Raw genomic sequence first — 18,463 nt, forward strand, 5'->3', positions numbered from 1 at the left:
TAAAATTTAAGTTTTAGTTAAAAGGACGTTAATGTACCAAGAAGATACTTTTTGAGTAATGCAAGATCGATTGCATTAACAGAATCATCTTTATTTACATCTGCTCTGACACAGCTTTCCGAATCCAATTGTAAAGAACCTAGTAGATATTTTTTCATTAATGCAAAGTCAATGGCATCTACAGTTCCGCTGCCGTCTACATCTCCGAGATTGATATTAATAACGACAGGTTCAATACCGTACTTGAGGTCACCCTTTATGTAACCTGTGATTTTGTTATTATCCCCAAGTTCAGTCATTTTTGAATCATATGAATAATCGTTTGTCTTGTCATAATCCGATGTACCCTCTATTCTGAACGGTATCGCCCCTGTACTTCCTCCCGGTGCGAGCTTTCCTGCTTCGCTTGTAAAACCGATTTCACAGTAGGTGTCAGCACTCGGAACAGGCTTGCTTATATTGGAAAAACTACCAGTGACATTGCCGGTTCCTAACGCTGCATATTCGCATGTAAAGGAATTTTGCTGGTTCCCGTCATTTGTGAACCAATAACGTAGCTTTATGTCAGACAGATTTATGGGAACCGTCCCGGTATTTTTTATATTTATGGAAGATCTAATGGTATTTTTAATGGTATCAGAAGTACCGCACTTGTAGGAAACACTTATTGATGGCGGAGTAGTATCAGGGTTTTCAGGGTTTGTTGACGGATCAAGCTTTGGAGCTTCTTCACCGTAAACCAAAGTCCCATTCAAATATACAGGCACATTCTTAGTTACTGCATATGTATCTGTAAGGTTCTTCTTGCTGTAGTCATTGGAAGAATCCCAATGGGTCATATAATTGGAATCCTGTTTTGCACGGAAAGATATTTGAAGTTCTCTGTCTCCATATATTTTACTTCCGCTCCAATCAAATTCATAATAGTATGTTCCTGCATCATCCCATTTGAAAGGCCCTGTGTACTTGATAGGATCCTGCTGCATGGAAATCTGTTCGTCATACTCTACTGCAAATATAACATCGTCTATAGTTTGTCCGCTTTTTAACAATTCATTAATGTTAAAGAAGTATTTTACCTTCATTCCTGTTTCGTAATGAGGTGGCTGACATGATTCATTATGAACTCTTAAAACTACCTGTGTGCTGTCAGCAGTTTCCCTTGCAACACGAGCTTCGCAGTAGTAATCATCGGCTCTTGGTTCCTTTGGTGGGAAATTTACTATTGGCTGTTGTCCCTGTCCGTAGTATTTATACAATCCGGCTAAGGCACCTACAAAGGCAGCATTATAGTCAACGGCAACTTCATTATAAGCATACTCGGTGGTTGAATCTATATGATAATCACTTGAATCAGGCCCCCCTGCCAAAGCACCCCATAATATATGTCTGTGTTCCACAGGGTCATTCATACTGTTCGTTTTTGAGCCGTGAGCCGCCCTATGGTGCGGATGATGTGCAAAAGGAAGCCCCTGTTCATAGCCGTAGCCTACTATATAAGAATATCCCATAGGATTTCTTCCCATAAGGTATTCCATCTCCATCTTTGCCCATTCACCGAAATCCGTTCTTTCCGGATGATGTTTCATATATACAAGAGCACATAACTGTGCGGCTGTATTGTAACGGGCAGATCCCCAGCCATTTATCATAGTATATCCTGCGGGTGATGGTTTATAATAGTTATGGTCATTTGGGTCTGTATGCTTTGCTACACCGCCGGACAAATATTCTACATTCCAGCTTGCAATAAAGTTGAATAGTTCATTATCTGGTAACAGTTCATTGAGCTTTAAAAATGTTCCGGCCCATACCGCATCCCAGCAATGAGTCCATGAATTATACCAGGTATTGGTATTATAGGTTTCAGGTATTATTCTTTTCATATATCCGGTATAGTTTCCCTGTGCATCAACAGAATCAATATCTTTTACGTAGTCCATATTTCCGGTACACTGATAAAGCCATACCGCAGCCCATGCCAGCTCATCTTCATCATAATCAGAAGTATAATAGCCGTCACCAGCCGCCTTACCTCTATATTTTTTTGCGAATTCATACATGGCTTTAGCGACCTTCAAGCACTTTTCTGCATATTGCGGGTCTGAATCCTTAAAATTCAGGTATGATGTACAAAGTGCTGCAGCAGTACTGGCACATACATCACTTCCCGGAGTTTCAGCAGTTGCAAAATCAGCAGGTCTGGTCTTTGCATATTCTTCAGGATATAGTTCCGGTGGCCCCCAGTAACAGTGGTCAACGTCACCTTCCCCTACCATATAGCAAAATGCAATGAGATTTCCATCTTTGTCAAGATAGGAGCAGCGCAAAAATGTATCGGTAAAGTATTTTAAAATATCAATTATATGCTGTTCTTCTCCTATTGCCTTGTAGGAATCCCTGAATTCGTAGAAACCCCAGCCTAGAGTACCGGCAGCGTAGCTCTGGGGAAGACCAAAACGGACGTGATCGCCTGCATCGTGGAATCCTCCGTGTACATCTACTGTATTGTCTCCGTCGGGATCAATTATACTCTTGTACTTTTCTAAAAAAGCAGCGGACAGGTTGGTATACTTTAAGGGTATTTTTGCATCTCCTTCATGACATGAACCCCTCCATTCAAGCCTGCCTCCTTTGTCGTAACCGGCTTCTTCGCCGCATTTCTCTGCATCGTAAAAATAAAGTGATTTCTGCAGTGCTTCTGCGAAGTTGAAATAGTTATAATTCTCCCAGCCTTCAGCCGGAGTAAAAGAAGATGGCGGTGCTTCTGCTGATACCGTAACTGCAGAAAAAATCTGTCCCGCTATAAGAGCAATTATCAACAAGACCGACAGCCTTCTTTTCCTTTCTTTTTGTACTTTTGACATTTTTTAACTCCCCCTAAAAAATTATTTTAATTTGGATTAAATATATTCCGAACTCGTCTAACCTTATTATGGAAAAATGAGTTCTCTACAACAATTATACCAAAATAATACATTAATAAAATAATCTTGTAAAAGGTTGTACAAAAAAATGCGGCATATTATATTCTCGATAATGCTTCTGCCATTTTAACTTCTGATTCTAAAATAAATGAAAAGTTATTTGATAATCTATTTAGGATATCTTTATTTTCAGGGTTGTTCATATATCTCAAAACGAGTGCTTGATTTATTTTCCATTTATCACTTATAGTTTTAAATTCTTTAGATAAATTGAGTAACTCTATATTACTGTATCTTTCACCTAAATGTTCTAAAAATAAACTGAAAAGCGTCCGGCCACCGGAAATTCTCAAAAGCCTCCAGATAATATACGAAGCACGAGGCTCACTTCCATGAGCGGTTTTTATTTCGGCTTCCACATCAAAGGAACTATTAAAACTGTTTACGAATTTGGATAGTGAGGAAAAAGTGTCATTTTTATTTGCACGGCTTACCGCATTATGTAAAATTACTCTCCAGTCTATATCAGTATTCTTATATCTATCTAAATTTATAGTTATACACCCCTTACAGCTTGCATGAAAGTCGTCAATTTTCATAATTGCTCCATTACATGGCGGTGCCGAATCAATACAAAACAGGTTTCCGTTTGGATCCAAATCTACTATGGTGCATGAATGATTAATGTGTACTTTTTTGAACACATTAGTCCATACACAGTTATACATATCTGTAAAAATAATTACTGGCATACCTTTGGAAGTTTCTTCTTTGATTAGCTGATATACTTCCTCTGTCGTAATATCATAATGTCTGATAATTTCCACATTGTAAAAATCAGACAGGCACTCAAATACATTATTGAAACCTTCTTCGATTCTTGGACCTAATGCACCCGGAAAGTTTGGATCTTCATCAGAGAAAGTAAAGCCCCAGATGTATGCAAAAGCTAATCTATACTCCAAATTTTTCGATGCCATAAGTGAGATTATAGGACTTGAAATACAATTAAGTTCACTGTTAAAAATCAGTGGGAAACTTTTCATGTTTACATCCTCCCCATAAATTAATTTGTCACCCTTAAATTCATATAATATCCATATATTACATAATTACACTTATATTATATATTATTAGCTCAACTGAAATCCAGCAGAGATAACATAATTCCGTATATTATTTGGTATAATGTTATTTGAATATTACCATTAAATACTAAGGCGGTTTTAAATGATTACAACTACAATCGTAATATTATTTATATCAGTATTGGCTGGTTTTCTAGGCTCTCTCCTTGGGCTTGGAGGCGGAATAATTATAACCCCCGCACTTACTCTTTTGCTTGGTATTGATATTAAATATGCAATAGGTGCAAGTATTATTTCTGTCATAGCTACTTCTAGCGGTTCTGCCATAGCATACCTTAAAGACAGAATAACTAACGTGAGAGTCGGAATGTTTCTTGAAATTGCTACAACAACAGGTGCTCTCACAGGTGCTTTTTTAGCAGGGCTGTTCAGCACCAAATACCTGTATCTTATATTTGGCTTCCTGCTTTTATACTCTGCTCTTAACATGTTTAAAAAAAGAAAGCAGGAACTGCCGAAGTATATTTCCCCCTCACCGTTGGCTGAAAAATTGAACCTTAGCGGTGCTTATTATGACAAGGTACTTTCCGAAACGGTGGAATACAATGTGACCGGGGTTTACGGAGGTTTTGGAATGATGTATGTGGCAGGAGTCATTTCGGGACTTCTAGGTATAGGAAGCGGTATTCTCAAAGTAATGGCAATGGATTCTTTTATGAAGCTGCCTATGAAGGTTTCAACGGCAACAAGTAATTTTATGATAGGTGTTACCGCTGCCGCCAGCGCAGGGATTTATCTTTCTAGAGGAAACATAGATCCCGGTATTGCAGCACCTGTGGCACTGGGTGTTCTTTTTGGTGCTTCTATCGGTACAAAAGTAATGCAAAGGTTGAAAAGTTCAACTCTGAGACTGGTATTTATCCCCGTTTTGCTTTATGTGTCAATACAGATGATAGTTAAAGGAGTAAAATTATGAAATCCAAAATTGAAGGCGCAGAGATATTTATAAGCAAAATTTTGAGAATCGGAGTAATTGCCAGTGCCATTGTAATAGGCTTTGGACTTATACTCCTTATTGCAACGGGTAAGAGCGGTTATCCAGGAAGCTCCTTTCCAATGTCCCCGGTTGATATTTTCAGCGGATTGGCAGTATTAAAGCCCTATGCGGTGATTCTTACGGGATTGTTGATTTTGATAATAACTCCGGTTTTCAGGGTTGGCATATCCATATTTACTTTCCTAAAAGAAAAAGACTATATGTATGTAATTATAACAACAATAGTTTTTGTTATTTTGATTATAAGTTTTTTACTTGGAAAAGTAGAATAAAGATATTGGCAAGAGTTTCTAGCGGCTCATCTTAGGATATTTTACCGTCGCTCACATTCATCGTCCATGATTCATTGTTTCGCTAAAACCTACATCGCGTAAGTTTCCGGTAAAATATCCGTATTCGCCGATAAACCACCCCCTCTTTTATTAATCGCAAGCGGTTATACCCGTAGGCCCTTTGCCCACTGCCACGGTAGCAGTTACAACATTGGATTTTGCATCTACTACAGTTACATTACCTGTTCCGCTGTTGGTAACAAATACAAATCTTCCATCCTTTGATATTGCAACCCCGTGGGCTTTTGAGTCTGCTGCAATGGTTGCTGCAACATCGAGGGTTTCTGTTTTAATTACGCTGATATTATTACTTGCTGAATTTGCAACATAAACGAATTTGCCATCAGGTGTTATATAATTCTGAACAGGGGTTTTCCCTACCGAAATTGATTCTTTGACACTCATAGTTGATGTATCAATGACATCGACCCTGTTTTCATCACTAATTGTTACAAAGACCTGCTTATTATCGGGAGTTATTGCTACCTGAGAAGGTTTTTTGCCTACCTTTATGGTCTTAATGACTTTGTTGGAACTCAAATCAATAACTGATACGTCATTGGAATTTGAATTAGCTACATAAAGATTTTTCCCATCCGGGGACATTCTTAACCCGTGAGGCATTTTACCAACCGGAATTTTATTCTTTACAGTCCCCGAAGCAATATCAAGAACATATACATTCCCTTTTTTACCTGAACTGCTCATTTCCCCTGTTTCTACCATTTCGGCTACTGTTACATAAGCGGTTTTTGAATCTTTTGAGAATGCGATATGGTTTGGCCCTTCTCCCACTTTAATCGTTTTTGTGATAATATTTGTTTTAGAATCAATTGCTGATACAGTGTTGCTTTTATTTTCTACTACAAAAACAAAATTTCTGTCGGGTGTTGCCTGTACATTATGAGGGGCTTTCCCAACCGGAATAGTTGCTGTAGTCTGCATAGTAGCCACATTTACAGCAGAAACGGTAGATTCATCCTCGTTTGCGGTATATATATAATACTGTGACATATTATTTATTTCAGACTGTGTAGTATTTTTAGCAGGCGTCTGTAGTGCATTTTCAATATTGCTTCGAACCGACTGGTTTCCTGTATTATTTAACGGTTCTTGTAATACTTTTTGTGAACAAGCTGTCAACATTAATAACAGCAACGGTGCTATAAACGAAATAACTCTTTTTTTCAGTCTACTCATTTTCATGGTTGACATGGTTTATCACCTCTTTGAAATTATTAAGAATCCATTATATTATTTGTTTTACTAATTTGTTTAATTCATAAGGATCTTTAAAGCTATATAACTCTTTTTGCACCTATATATAAACCTTTATACTGGGATAATTTTTGTATATGGACAGAACCTTTTGAAGAGGATGCGTGGATGAAATTATCACCGCCTAAATAAATACCTACGTGGTCGATTGCCCCCGCTCTGTTTCTGGAGGAGGCGTCAAAGAATAATATATCGCCGGCTTTTAGTGAATCTCTCGACACTTTCTTGCCGTTTGAGTACATGCTTTGCGCAGATCTGGCCAGTTTAACACCGAAATTATTATAAACGTACCCGATAAAACCTGAGCAGTCAAAGCCTTTCGGACTTGTTCCACCATAAACATATTTAACACCGACAAATTCCTTTGCGTAATCAACTACCATTCTTACAATATATCCGTTATAATCAATAGGGTTTAAAACCGGTGTGCTTCTTATATCAATACTTTTTATTACAGCTTCTGCCCGACTGTTTGATGCCATTACGTTAGTTGAAATAAAAAAAAGTAATAAGACCAACGTACAGCCTGTCAGAAGCTTTCTATACCTGCTTGACATTAAATCCTCCTTTTAGTGCTTTACTAAATCACATTTTTTATAAATATACCTTGGTAATTCCAACACGAAGAATTTATGGAGTTTTAGCAAAAATTATTCAAAACATTTCTGGAATACTTTTCATGGATAACCTTCTAATGTAACTGCACATATTAATGAATAACACAAAATATAAGGAATGATGGAATGTTTACAGATAAAAGATTGCTAAAAGCTTATAGAAATGCAAAGCTTCAACTGTTTGACAATAATTCCAAATATATATTTTTCAGTGATTCCCATAGAGGAGACGACAGCATTTCCGACGAGTTTGCCAGAAATCAGAATATTTTCCGCCATGCACTTAATTATTACTTTGATAACGGATATGTATATGTTGAGGCAGGTGACGGCGATGAGTTATGGGAATATACAAAGTTCAGACATATCAGATTAGCCCACAGCGATGTTTTTATAGTTCTTAAAAAATTCTTTGAAGACAATAGATTTATTATGCTTTATGGTAACCATAATATTTATCTTAAAAACAAGGACTTCGTAAGTAGGAATTTTTACAGCTATTACGATGATTACAGTCAGGATATTCATGATTTACTCAAGGGAATGACACCAATGGAATCTCTGGTTTTAAAAAACAAAGCCACCGGTCAGGAAATACTTGTTGTTCACGGGCATCAAGGTGATTTAATGAACGATCAGCTCTGGTTTGTTTCCATGTTCCTTTTACGTTACTTTTGGCGGTATATTCATGTAATCGGCTTCCACAGCCCGTCCAGTCCTGCCAGAAACCATTTTAAAAGACATAAGATTGAGAGAAATTATAAAAAGTGGATTCAAAAACATAAAATCATGCTTATTTGCGGCCACACTCACAGACAGAAATTTCCAAAGAGCAAAGAGCTGCCTTACTTTAATACAGGCTGTTGCATACATTCAAAAGGTATAACAGGTATAGAAATTTTAGAAGGCAAAATATTGATGGTTGATTGGAGAGTCCGTGCGGACGAAAACGGTGTACTGCAAGTTGAAAGATATGTTATGAGAGGCCCTGTGCCTATTGAAGAATTTGATATGAACAGCAATCATGACTATGAAGATTGTATGAATAAAGACCTCAAATACGACGAGGATGATTGCTGAAAAGCCATTTCTTATGTGATATACTAGATATATGAATAATTTGGTATCTGTATCTATTAATATTACATAGGGGTCTTACATATGAAAAATATTTATGATTTTGAAATGCCTGTGGTTTTAAGAGATTTTTTGAACTATATGCAAACTATAAAGGGTAAATCTATAAACACCATACAGGTGTATTTTTATGATCTTCGAATATTCTTCCGTTTTTTAAAGATACATAGAAATATAGTTGATAAAAACATTGAATTTGATAGCATTGAAATCACAGATATTGATATAGCTCTTTTAAAGACGGTTACACTCAGTGATTTATATACATATATGTCCTTTGTCAGCAACAAAAGAGATAATACCTCCCATGCGCGTGCACGAAAAGTTGCAAGTCTAAAATCCTTTTTTAACTATCTCTCGACAAAGGCAAAGCGGCTGGATATAAACCCTACTATAGAATTGGAATCTCCAAAGATTTTAAAGAGACTCCCCAGATATCTTAATTTTGATGAGAGTAAAAAGCTCTTAACCTCTGTTAACGAAGCGGATCATGAATATTCAGTGAGAGACTACGCAATAATTACGATTTTCCTAAATTGTGGAATTCGTCTTTCAGAACTGGTTGGAATAAATCTTCACAATATTAAGGATAATACTCTGACAGTATTCGGAAAAGGCGGTAAAGAACGCAGTATACCTTTGAATAAAGCATGTCTTCAGGCTATTGAAGACTATATGAAGGTCCGTCCCGTAAACGGTCTTAAAGACAAAAGTGCCTTGTTTATAAGCAGAAGAAACCAGCGAATCAGCAAGGAATCCGTACAGAAAATAGTTAAAAGATACATAAAAGAAGCTGGCCTTGACCCTCAGCGTTACTCTACTCATAAGCTGAGACATACTGCGGCAACCCTGATGTACAAATACGGGAACGTTGATATCAGGGCTTTACAGGAGATACTTGGCCACGAAAGTATTTCTACTACCGAAATATATACTCATTTGGATCAACAGCAGCTAAAAGAAGCTGTAAATAAGCATCCCCTTTCGGATTTTAGTGTGAAATAGTATGTAGAAAAAATTTTTAAAGAAAAATCTTAGTTTTTTATACTTTATTTATTTTAAATGTTGAACGATCGGCTTGCTGCTCTTGAGAAAGAAAATCCGGAAAAGAATATATCCATTTACGAGATATGTACCCAGTACCCTGGATATTTGTTGGCACAGGACACTTTCTATGTCGGCTATATCAAAGGTGTTGGGCGTATGTATAAGGAAACTGCCATAGATACTTACTCGGCAGTGGGTTTACAAAATTATATACAGCTAAGGTACCAGTGACAGCAGCAGACATATTAAATGACAGAGTATTACCATTCTTTGAGAACCACATGATACCAGTAATGAGAGTCCTCATAGATAGAGGGACGGAATACTGCGGAGCATCCGAGAAACACCTGTATGAGTTATTTCTACAGATGAACGACATTGAGTATACAATGACAAAGGCTAAAAGCCCTCAAACAAACGGTATCTGCGAGCGTTTTAACCAAACGATTCTGAATGAATTTTATAAACCGCACCCTTCTGGGGTATAAAATAATAAAAATGGGACTGTGCATATCAATTTACTATGCAACAGCCCCTTTATTATACAATAAATTAAAACCAAACAATTATATTAAGAAAAAGTTATTAAGTATCATTTAATTCTTCTATCGACATACACCACAAACACCCAAATATCAGCGTTTTGTGACTCTAAGTGCTTAATTATTATAAATACAGAAGCAAGATTGGTAAGTGTAACTATCATTTCCAAAAGATCCTATCCTGCCTGCAGGTGCATTATTTGTGTATCCAGAAGCAACTCTCATCTGAGAAGCACCATCGCCATCAAGGTTTACTGCATAGTCACAACCTAATTTCACCATTAACTTTGCACCGCTTACAAAATCCATATTACCAGCAACCACCATAACAAATGAACCATCCTGCTTATGACCTAAGAATGTTCTATTATTTCCGCTTTTACCAGAGTCTACTGTTGTACCAGGATTATTGTGTAACGTACTATTTTTCAATGTTAAGTCAGATCCATCTGCAATTCGTAAACCTCCATCCGAAGTATCATAAACTGCTTGGTCGAATACAGATTTTCCATTATATACCAAACAGTTGGTTGATGGCATTATTGTATCAATAGATGGTAAAGCATCAGCCAAAGTCTTTTTTGTGAACCATCTTATAGTTGCAGTTTTTATAGTTGAACCTTGGACAGGCTTTTTAATAACAAAACAAGGGAAAAATTGAAAGTCCATTTCTAGTAAATCTGAAATATTAGATGTAATTTTTTGAGCTGTTTGACCCCATATACCATTTTGGTAGAATACCCCATTAAAATATCCTAAACCTAAAACTTGTGCTACTGTTCCATAGCCATTTTGAACATTTCCATTAACTTTTGCAATTACAGTTTTATTTGGAATATTCAGAGTAACTAATGTTGCTGCAGGTGAAACAAAAAATGGTGAACCGCTCTGAGTGGAAGGATTTGACTTGAATATTTCAACAGGATAGCTATTTGTTACTCCGTTCAAAGTAAGAGTATAAGTTCTAATATTCAAATAGTTATAAATAGTATTATCTGATAATGTTCCAACATTAGAAGGATTTCCATCTGTAGTTACCGCCGCATACGCCTGTGTTAAACAAAGAGATATTACTAAAACAAAACTAGTTAATAAAGCTATTGCTTTTTTGAAAATAATTTTTTTCATAATTTGATTCCCCTCCTTTTTACTTTGTTCACTGACTAATATTTTCTAATTAACGTTCACATAATTTTTTATATGGCCACCAGAATCACCGATCAGTATCTTTTTTAAGTTTACTGTTTTTGTACTATTTGCACCAACTGTATATGTCAGGGTTGCTATTCCATTGTAAGAAGGTGTGCGTAGAAGACTTAAAAGTGATGGTGTGGAGTTATCATATACAAGGTATCGATCGTCAAAGTTTATTGTAATTGTTCTTGATGAACTTCCAGAATTCTTAATTACATAAGTGTCATTATATTCGACAGCCCAATTAGCGATATTATAATTAATATCATATGTTCTGTATGAGCCATCACTCTGTTTTTCCTTTATATTTAACATATCATTCCAAACATTTCTTTCTGATACCGAATCACCCGCATACCCTGCGTTTGTGAACCAAGTATTACTTGTTTGATTCCGATAAGTTACTGGCAAATAACCTGTAGTGGAGTTATTAATCTCCCATGAATACGTGTTACTTACACTGGGAAAAACCGCTGTTCCACTTGATTGATTAACACCTATTCCCTTATATGTAAAGTATCCTCCTTGCTCAGACTTATGTCCTTCATATATTGATGTTGAACTAATAGAATTCCTATACAAATATTCGGACACTTGAACAGGACCACTTACTGTAAACTTGGCAAGTGCATTAAGAACAGTATGATAAGGAACAGTTACCGAATACATAATATCCTGAGTGCCTCCTGCTGGTATTGTGTAGCTATAATTTAGTGTACTATTTGAATAAAAGTCCTTAAATGCCTGAATTCCATGTGATTCGGTATTAGCTTGACTTGCCCTTTTAATTATAGTTAAAGTTATTGGTGAGCTACCAGTATTTTTTGCTCTTAGACAAGCAACGAAGCTTCCTCCACTTGTATCACAATGATTTGCATGTTCAGCATAGAACTGAGCGGTACCTGAAGCAATATTCTCCTGAAAAACAATATGATTCCCTAGATTAGCATCGGCTAAATCACTATCTTCAACCCATTCTGGGTTATTACAATAAAGAAAAGTCCCTGGTTGTGATGTACTATAGCTGATATTACTTGCTGTACCCACTGTTGCATAACTTGTACTGTATAAAGAGAAAATTACGATATACATTATTGCTAAAATAAAAAGCTTTTTATTACCTTTTAACATACGGTATTTCTCCTTTCAAATCAACTAACTTTATGCCTAAAATTCGTATACGGAATTAAAAAATTAAATTTCCCAGAAAATCACATTGATCCATCGTATCATGCATATAAAATTGTGAATTATTGTATGATGTTAAAAACTTATCCCGAATGGTACTTTGGTGGACACTCCTCTGGGAAATATTAAGTTTATTTGGTACTGCCGTGGATTAACCCTGTCATCTTGTGATTTACTAATAGTTAATTGTTAAATACTCTCCATAAACATATCCAACAATACCAGAATCCTTTAATCTTACGAGAACCCATCCTCCAATTAAACCTTCTACATATACCTCGGTACCATAGCTAATTGCATATATTATACTTGAATTCAAACTCGGTTCCTTTCTGACATTTAATCCTAAAGGTGTATTTACCACTCCAGTGCGATTAGTGTATTCCATTACTTTACTTGGTAAACCAGACATCTCTTTTGTATTTGCTGCAAATGCAGGGTTCATTGCACCCAAAACTGCAATCAAGGTAAATACAGATAATCCTATCTTTATTTTTTTTGATAACATAGAGACTCCTCCTTCCTATTAAAAATTCCAACGAATTAAATTTTATTTGTATCCGTAAAATAAAGAATTGAGTGCTCTTTCAGTTTTATTAACTAACAAATTCAATGCTGAGTCATCTATACATGTTTTACAAATTACCAGTTTTCTACTAATATTTCGAAATTGGTCTATATAGACCACTCGCCATCTGACTATATGTATGATATGAGTAAACAGGTAGCGTTGGTGTCTGTTCAAAAGCCCAAACATATGAGCCACTAGAATTATTTGTATCTATTACAAACATATGCTCTCCTGTTACAACAACATCACCTTCTTGTAATGATGCATACGAACTAATAAGATCGCTTGTACTTGGGCTGTTAACATTATAACTTCCAACCTTTCTATATGTATTATTTGCTACACCATTTATAAAATCATAAGTTGTTTGAGGGTATATTCCCCATGCAAAGCTTGAAAAACCGGAACAGTCATTGCCGTACCTAGGCATTGTTTTAGTACCATTGCTCCACGGTGTGTAAAAGTCACTATATGACATTGCATAGTAAAAACCAGTTTCATCAACTTGCATATTTCTGTCCGTCGTAGTATAAGGTACACCATAATACATTGTCCCTGCTGTAAAGTATCCATTTACACTTGAATTATATTTAGGTAAGTTGCGTGTTGGAGTCCATGCATAGTTTAGCATACGGCTAGCTTTACCTGTAATATCATCTCTCCAAGTACTTGCTGCCATTACTGATTCATTAGATGATTTTTTTATCGAATGATTTAATTTTTCGTAATTTATATCATTTAGCACTTTTACATCAATTGTTTGTTTAAACCCTTCATAAGAAACGCTAACTTTTACAGTTCCCTTTCCCATTGCAAGCAGCCTACCGTTTTCGGCATAAACAATGTCGGTATTATCACTTTTCCATATCGCATCCTCATTTATATTTACTGAAGACCCATTTGGAAATGTTGCTATGGCATTCACATATTCAGAAAAACCCTTGTTTTGGATTTGAACAAAATATTTATCAAGATTAAAATTAACCATATTGCTTTGTTTATCAGAGTAGTTCTCTTTGGCAAAAGCGTTTGAAAATAAAAAAGTACACGTTAAGATAATACCCATGAATAAACTAATTTGCTTCTTTTTACTAATTGTCATATTTTACCCTCCTTATAATAACTTTCATTTACTTGTATTTTCGTACTTAATCTTAGAATTTCATATCAATCCGAAAGCTTAGTTTGGACAAATATTGAACATTAGTATAATATTGGATTATATTGGGTAACCTTCGACTAGCATAATTATATATGTAGGTCGAACTTGTAATTATTGATTCTTATATAAACAAATCCATGTCTTAAAATGTGGCAATTGTGTTTCTTAGCTAAATGTGATACTCGCGTTTTGCTAGCGATATCTCAGTCTGGAGATCTTATACATACTATCATTAAATCATCACCTCTTTTATTAACTTTTTGGCCTTTTAATGATTGAATTTTACTAAGATTCGCCCTGTTGAAGACAATCTTATTCTAATAAATTAAAAAGGTTATTTGGAAATGTTGTTACAAAATGTTAGATTTTCATTGTGAAATGTAAAAATATATAGGCTTTATAATATTGATTTGCTTATTATTAGTTCCTGGCTTATAACATCATTCTTCAATGTAGTATTAAATAGAACATTAGGATATGTTCTAATAATATTCATAACATGCCAAAGGCCAAACCCTCTGCCCTCGCCTTTCGTAGACCACCCCTGCTCAAATATTCTATCAACTTCAATCAGGCCTGTAGAGTTTTGGATTAAAAATATCAGGGTATTTTCAATTGTTTCAACTTTTATTTTTACAAATCCGTTTTCTATCTCGGATGCAGACTCCAAGGCATTGTCAACCAGAACACCAAGGCAGTCGCATAGATCCCCGATTTTCATCCCGCTGACACAAATCTCATTATCAACGATAATATTACAATACACTCCATTTTCGCGCATCGCATCAAGCTTGCTTAAAAATAGGCCTATAATCCCAGGCTCATTGATTTTCTTTAACATGGATATATTGTGAAGTCCAATGGTTGTCTGTTTCTTTCTTATCTCATTCACAAAGTCGGTCAGTCCCTCCCATTTACCGAATTCAATATAACCAGACATTGTCGCCAGCATATTATCAAAATTGTGTTTAAACGCAGATAATTGGTTGACTATGTCTCCTAATGATTTGTTATAGTGTTTTTGATATTCTAATTCCTGTTCTCTTTTAGTGAATTTTGTTATGAAATATAGAAAGACTATATTCATTAATAAAAAGAATATTGAAGTTCCAATGCTTACAACCATTTCACCAACATTTAGTCTATTTGCCTGAGCAATCATGGTGTTAACTGTCGTTATACTAATAGTACTAATTCCATATACTGTAATAAGCAATTCATGCTTTTTATTCTTTATTGTACCAATGAGTTTAACTGAAAGTAGCTTTTTTGATATTATCAGAACAAGTAGCATAATAGGATATACGCCTAATGAGATCAAAATTTGTGCCAGTATACTGTTTTTGAAAGCTGTTATAAAATCACCCTTAATATAGGTAAGTATAGTCATTACAATCATTTCACCACTGTATGTTGCGGCAAAATACACGATCATCCCTATTAATGTCTGGAGAAATGAAGCATGAAACAGTAGCCAAACGAAAAATGTACATGTTACTACTTGAGCTAAACTAATGCTATACTGTAGTAAAATGTTATTATAATAATTTTCCATAAACGCATAAAATGTTAATACGAAACTTAATCCTATAGTAATCGTACCTAATATTATTCTTCTATAGTCAATTTTTATTTTAGCAAATACAACAGCATACATAATTAAGATGAATGCATCTATTAAATTAATTACAATTCTTACAATGGGGTTCATAAGCAAAGCCCTTTTCTGTATTTTCTACTCATGTAACACACCTTACCAGTTACAAGTTCTATTTCAAGTTTATTAAATCTTATTTCTCTGATATATGCAGTATTTACTATAAAGCTTTTATGACACCTTAAAAAATTTTTGTCATTTGCAAATATCTCTTCAAAGTATTCAAGCGCCAGATAACAACAATATTGTCCGTTGAAAGTATATATTAAAGCCTTATTCCCCTGTTTTTCAATTAGTAGGATTTCATACTTTTTTATAAACAGTTCTTTATACCCGGATTTGATAGTTAATAAACTGCTATCCTCTGTCTTACTATTAATTAATTCATCCCTCAAATCATTGAATATATCTAATAAGCATCTGTTAACCTGTTCTTTCGTTACAGGCTTTGGGAGAAAATCATATGCATGAGATTTAAATGCGAGTAATACATATTTTGTGTGTTGAGTGACAAAAACAATATAAGGTTTTTTCAGCCTTTGCTTTATTTCATGAGCAAGTTCTATCCCGTTTATTTTCGAATTTAGGTCTATATCAATAAAGAAAATATTGGGCTTGTCCTTCTTAATATACTTTTCAACCTCGCTTGGAAATCGAGTTCTTAATATGATTTGCCCTTCAAGATTGTTCATCCATAAGCAATCTTGGATATATGCAGAAATAACCTCTAGGTATTCAGAATTATCCTCTAATACTACAATATTCAACATTTGCTTCATCGCCCTCCACAGTAGATTATTTTAATTATTCTAGCATTATTTTGCGTATTGGCTGAACCTTAATATGTCAATACATTGAAATGCAAACGTGAAGAAATTTAATCAGTAAATTTTTGGTAAACATCTTGGCAGACCCAAGGCAGAAATATCTAAAGAGTTGAAAATGTTTTTATTGAATAAAAATGGCTAAATACAATTATCCTTTATTTCCGCTGGTAACGAAGATGTTCCCATCGCCCATATGTATATTATAATGAACTAAAAAAGCATTTTGTGTCTTATCTTGTTATTGAAATGCAGAATTTTTTAAATATTATTTTACTTTTAATGAGGCAATAACTGCATATATATTAACAATTAGCAAAAAAACTGATAACAAAAGTCAATAGCTTATTATGCCCCTATACGTAACGGTAAATATAGTGCCAAAAAAGGTGCTAATAACTAGCACCCGGAAAAGTTTTTAAGAGGATTTCTTTTTTAGACTACAAAATGGGTTATAAATCCTAGTAAATTGATTATATTCATATTTTATTCTGAATTTTAACGGCAATAAAAATCTTTAGCCTTAAAATTTAAACTTTTGAAGGAAATTCAAATTTTACATTAAATTTACCTTCTACATTCTCAAGAATAGCAAAAATATTAAAAGTTGGAGACACTTTGATTTGAACTTTCCCTTTCTTCAACAAGCCTTAAGTCAAAAGAAAACATAAGTATAACTTTAAACAATATGGCAAATAACATTTCAACTATTTACGGTACATATTTTTATGCATCTAACTACCTATGAGCAAGGATAACATAATTCTCTAAAACTGCATATGTTATATAATATAAAACAAATGTTATTGGGGTATTGAATATGGCTACCTTTGGATTTTTTTCAGGTGTTGTTACAGCAATAAGTAATTTCTGGGCAGGGGCAGAAGCGCCTTCCGAGTGTTATAAACTAATGTCTGTACAAAATATGGATGGAAACATGGTAAACTTTGTAATAATGCCGACTACCTACTTTGTAGATCATGTAATGGTGAATATAGGAGATCCCATAACCGGATTTTACGATGCAAATGCTCCTGCTCCACTGATCTACCTTCCGCAATATCGAGCTTTAGTAATGGCAAAGGCGTCGGGAAATCAAAATGTTAAGGTTGATTTTTTTAACAGTCAGTTGGTCAGTAGTGATGGTACATTAAAACTTAATATCAGTCCCCTTACTGAAATTATTCAAGAAAATGGGCAGGCTTTTACCGGAAACCCGGCAAACAAGAATTTGGTGGTTGTTTATGGAACAGCCAAAATGGGTATCCCTTTCCAAACTGTACCCTATAAAATTATTGTTTTATGCACACTTATGTAGAGTAAGATGACTTCGACTTTAATAAATACCATAATTGGTTTGTTTTTCTATTTGTTAAATTAATTCAAGCTCCAGTTTGAGTTTTTTTTGAGACAAAGGCAATACTTAAGGCAACTGCTGAAAAAACGGAGGTGCTGAAATGTATCAGCACCCGCTTAAGTACAGGAAGAAAAAACTAATAGCATACAAATGACGCTATCCTCCTGGTGTCTATCCCGAAGTAAACCCAACGGAATCCCGTCCATCTCCATCCCGCCACAGACCTTGGCCCGACGAAAACCAACCAGGCCCAGAAGCGCTGGCCGTTATTCAGCCACAAATACACAAATCTGAACCTACAAGGCCTAATGGCCCCCGGATTTATCGAAAGGACTCCGGCTGACTGTTGCTGTACGGCGTTAGATGGAACAAAAGCCGGTGGAGGACCGGGCGGTGGTCCGCTTCCCTGAGCAGCGCCTCCAAAAGGTGGCATTCCAGGTGGAGGACCGAAAGGAGGATCCCGTTGAGTTTCATAGCTCTCCCAT

15 protein-coding genes and 1 pseudogene are annotated in these 18,463 nt (G+C 35.3%); 6 read left to right on the plus strand and 10 right to left on the minus strand.

Annotated elements, in window-relative coordinates; translation table 11 throughout:
- Positions 1–17: 17 nt before the first annotated feature.
- Both CLO1100_RS09425 and CLO1100_RS09430 read right to left on the minus strand, forming a co-directional pair.
- Positions 18–2,867 carry a glycoside hydrolase family 9 protein gene (locus CLO1100_RS09425; protein ID WP_014313525.1) on the minus strand — a complete coding sequence of 950 codons (2,850 nt, stop codon included), beginning with the start codon at positions 2,865–2,867 and terminating at the stop codon, positions 18–20.
- Between the two features lie 158 nt (positions 2,868–3,025).
- Entirely contained in the window at positions 3,026–3,973 is a 948-nt protein-coding gene (locus CLO1100_RS09430; protein ID WP_014313526.1) for a hypothetical protein, read from the minus strand.
- Positions 3,974–4,157: 184 nt separating this feature from the next.
- Here CLO1100_RS09430 and CLO1100_RS09435 point away from each other — a divergent pair, with 184 nt between their 5' ends.
- Positions 4,158–4,991: a sulfite exporter TauE/SafE family protein gene (locus tag CLO1100_RS09435; protein ID WP_014313527.1), complete on the plus strand. Its 834-nt coding sequence runs from the start codon at positions 4,158–4,160 to the stop codon at positions 4,989–4,991.
- Complete coding sequence (locus tag CLO1100_RS09440) at positions 4,988–5,344, plus strand: DUF1634 domain-containing protein (protein WP_014313528.1); 357 nt, start codon at positions 4,988–4,990, stop codon at positions 5,342–5,344. The genes CLO1100_RS09435 and CLO1100_RS09440 overlap by 4 nt, the downstream gene beginning before the upstream one ends.
- Before the next feature lie 150 nt (positions 5,345–5,494).
- Here the strand turns inward: CLO1100_RS09440 and CLO1100_RS09445 are convergent, their stop codons facing one another.
- Positions 5,495–6,619 carry a YncE family protein gene (locus tag CLO1100_RS09445; protein WP_014313529.1) on the minus strand — a complete coding sequence of 375 codons (1,125 nt, stop codon included), beginning with the start codon at positions 6,617–6,619 and terminating at the stop codon, positions 5,495–5,497.
- Between the two features lie 83 nt (positions 6,620–6,702).
- Entirely contained in the window at positions 6,703–7,239 is a 537-nt protein-coding gene (locus CLO1100_RS09450; RefSeq protein ID WP_014313530.1) for a C40 family peptidase, read from the minus strand.
- A gap of 186 nt (positions 7,240–7,425) precedes the next feature.
- Between CLO1100_RS09450 and CLO1100_RS09455 the strand changes: the two genes are divergently transcribed.
- From CLO1100_RS09455 to CLO1100_RS20260, 3 genes and pseudogenes are all read left to right on the plus strand, one after another.
- Positions 7,426–8,379, plus strand: coding sequence for a serine/threonine protein phosphatase (locus CLO1100_RS09455; RefSeq protein WP_014313531.1), 954 nt, complete (start codon positions 7,426–7,428; stop codon positions 8,377–8,379).
- 81 nt (positions 8,380–8,460) lie between these two features.
- Entirely contained in the window at positions 8,461–9,441 is a 981-nt protein-coding gene (locus tag CLO1100_RS09460) for a tyrosine recombinase XerC (protein WP_014313532.1), read from the plus strand.
- 66 nt (positions 9,442–9,507) lie between these two features.
- Positions 9,508–9,950 (plus strand): annotated as a pseudogene (locus CLO1100_RS20260) (IS481 family transposase); the annotation flags it as partial.
- 192 nt (positions 9,951–10,142) lie between these two features.
- On the opposite strand, the gene CLO1100_RS09470 reads toward CLO1100_RS20260, so the two are convergent.
- From CLO1100_RS09470 to CLO1100_RS09495, 6 genes are all read right to left on the minus strand, one after another.
- On the minus strand, positions 10,143–11,153 hold the full coding sequence (locus CLO1100_RS09470) for a phosphodiester glycosidase family protein (protein ID WP_014313533.1): 1,011 nt from the start codon (positions 11,151–11,153) through the stop codon (positions 10,143–10,145).
- 45 nt (positions 11,154–11,198) lie between these two features.
- Positions 11,199–12,350 (minus strand): hypothetical protein, encoded by a 1,152-nt coding sequence (locus CLO1100_RS09475; RefSeq protein ID WP_014313534.1) that lies wholly within the window; start codon positions 12,348–12,350, stop codon positions 11,199–11,201.
- Positions 12,351–12,582: 232 nt separating this feature from the next.
- A complete protein-coding gene (locus CLO1100_RS09480) occupies positions 12,583–12,915 on the minus strand; it encodes an SH3 domain-containing protein (RefSeq protein ID WP_014313535.1) in 333 nt (110 codons plus the stop codon).
- 148 nt (positions 12,916–13,063) lie between these two features.
- Positions 13,064–14,080, minus strand: coding sequence for an Ig-like domain-containing protein (locus tag CLO1100_RS09485; protein ID WP_014313536.1), 1,017 nt, complete (start codon positions 14,078–14,080; stop codon positions 13,064–13,066).
- Between the two features lie 457 nt (positions 14,081–14,537).
- On the minus strand, positions 14,538–15,851 hold the full coding sequence (locus tag CLO1100_RS09490; RefSeq protein ID WP_014313537.1) for a GHKL domain-containing protein: 1,314 nt from the start codon (positions 15,849–15,851) through the stop codon (positions 14,538–14,540).
- On the minus strand, positions 15,848–16,567 hold the full coding sequence (locus CLO1100_RS09495; protein WP_014313538.1) for a LytTR family DNA-binding domain-containing protein: 720 nt from the start codon (positions 16,565–16,567) through the stop codon (positions 15,848–15,850). The genes CLO1100_RS09490 and CLO1100_RS09495 overlap by 4 nt, the downstream gene beginning before the upstream one ends.
- Before the next feature lie 874 nt (positions 16,568–17,441).
- On the opposite strand from CLO1100_RS09495, the gene CLO1100_RS09500 reads away from it, so the two are divergent.
- Positions 17,442–17,939: a hypothetical protein gene (locus CLO1100_RS09500; protein WP_014313539.1), complete on the plus strand. Its 498-nt coding sequence runs from the start codon at positions 17,442–17,444 to the stop codon at positions 17,937–17,939.
- Positions 17,940–18,463: the final 524 nt, after the last annotated feature.

The organism is Clostridium sp. BNL1100 (assembly GCF_000244875.1).
Lineage (GTDB): Bacteria > Bacillota > Clostridia > Acetivibrionales > DSM-1351 > Ruminiclostridium.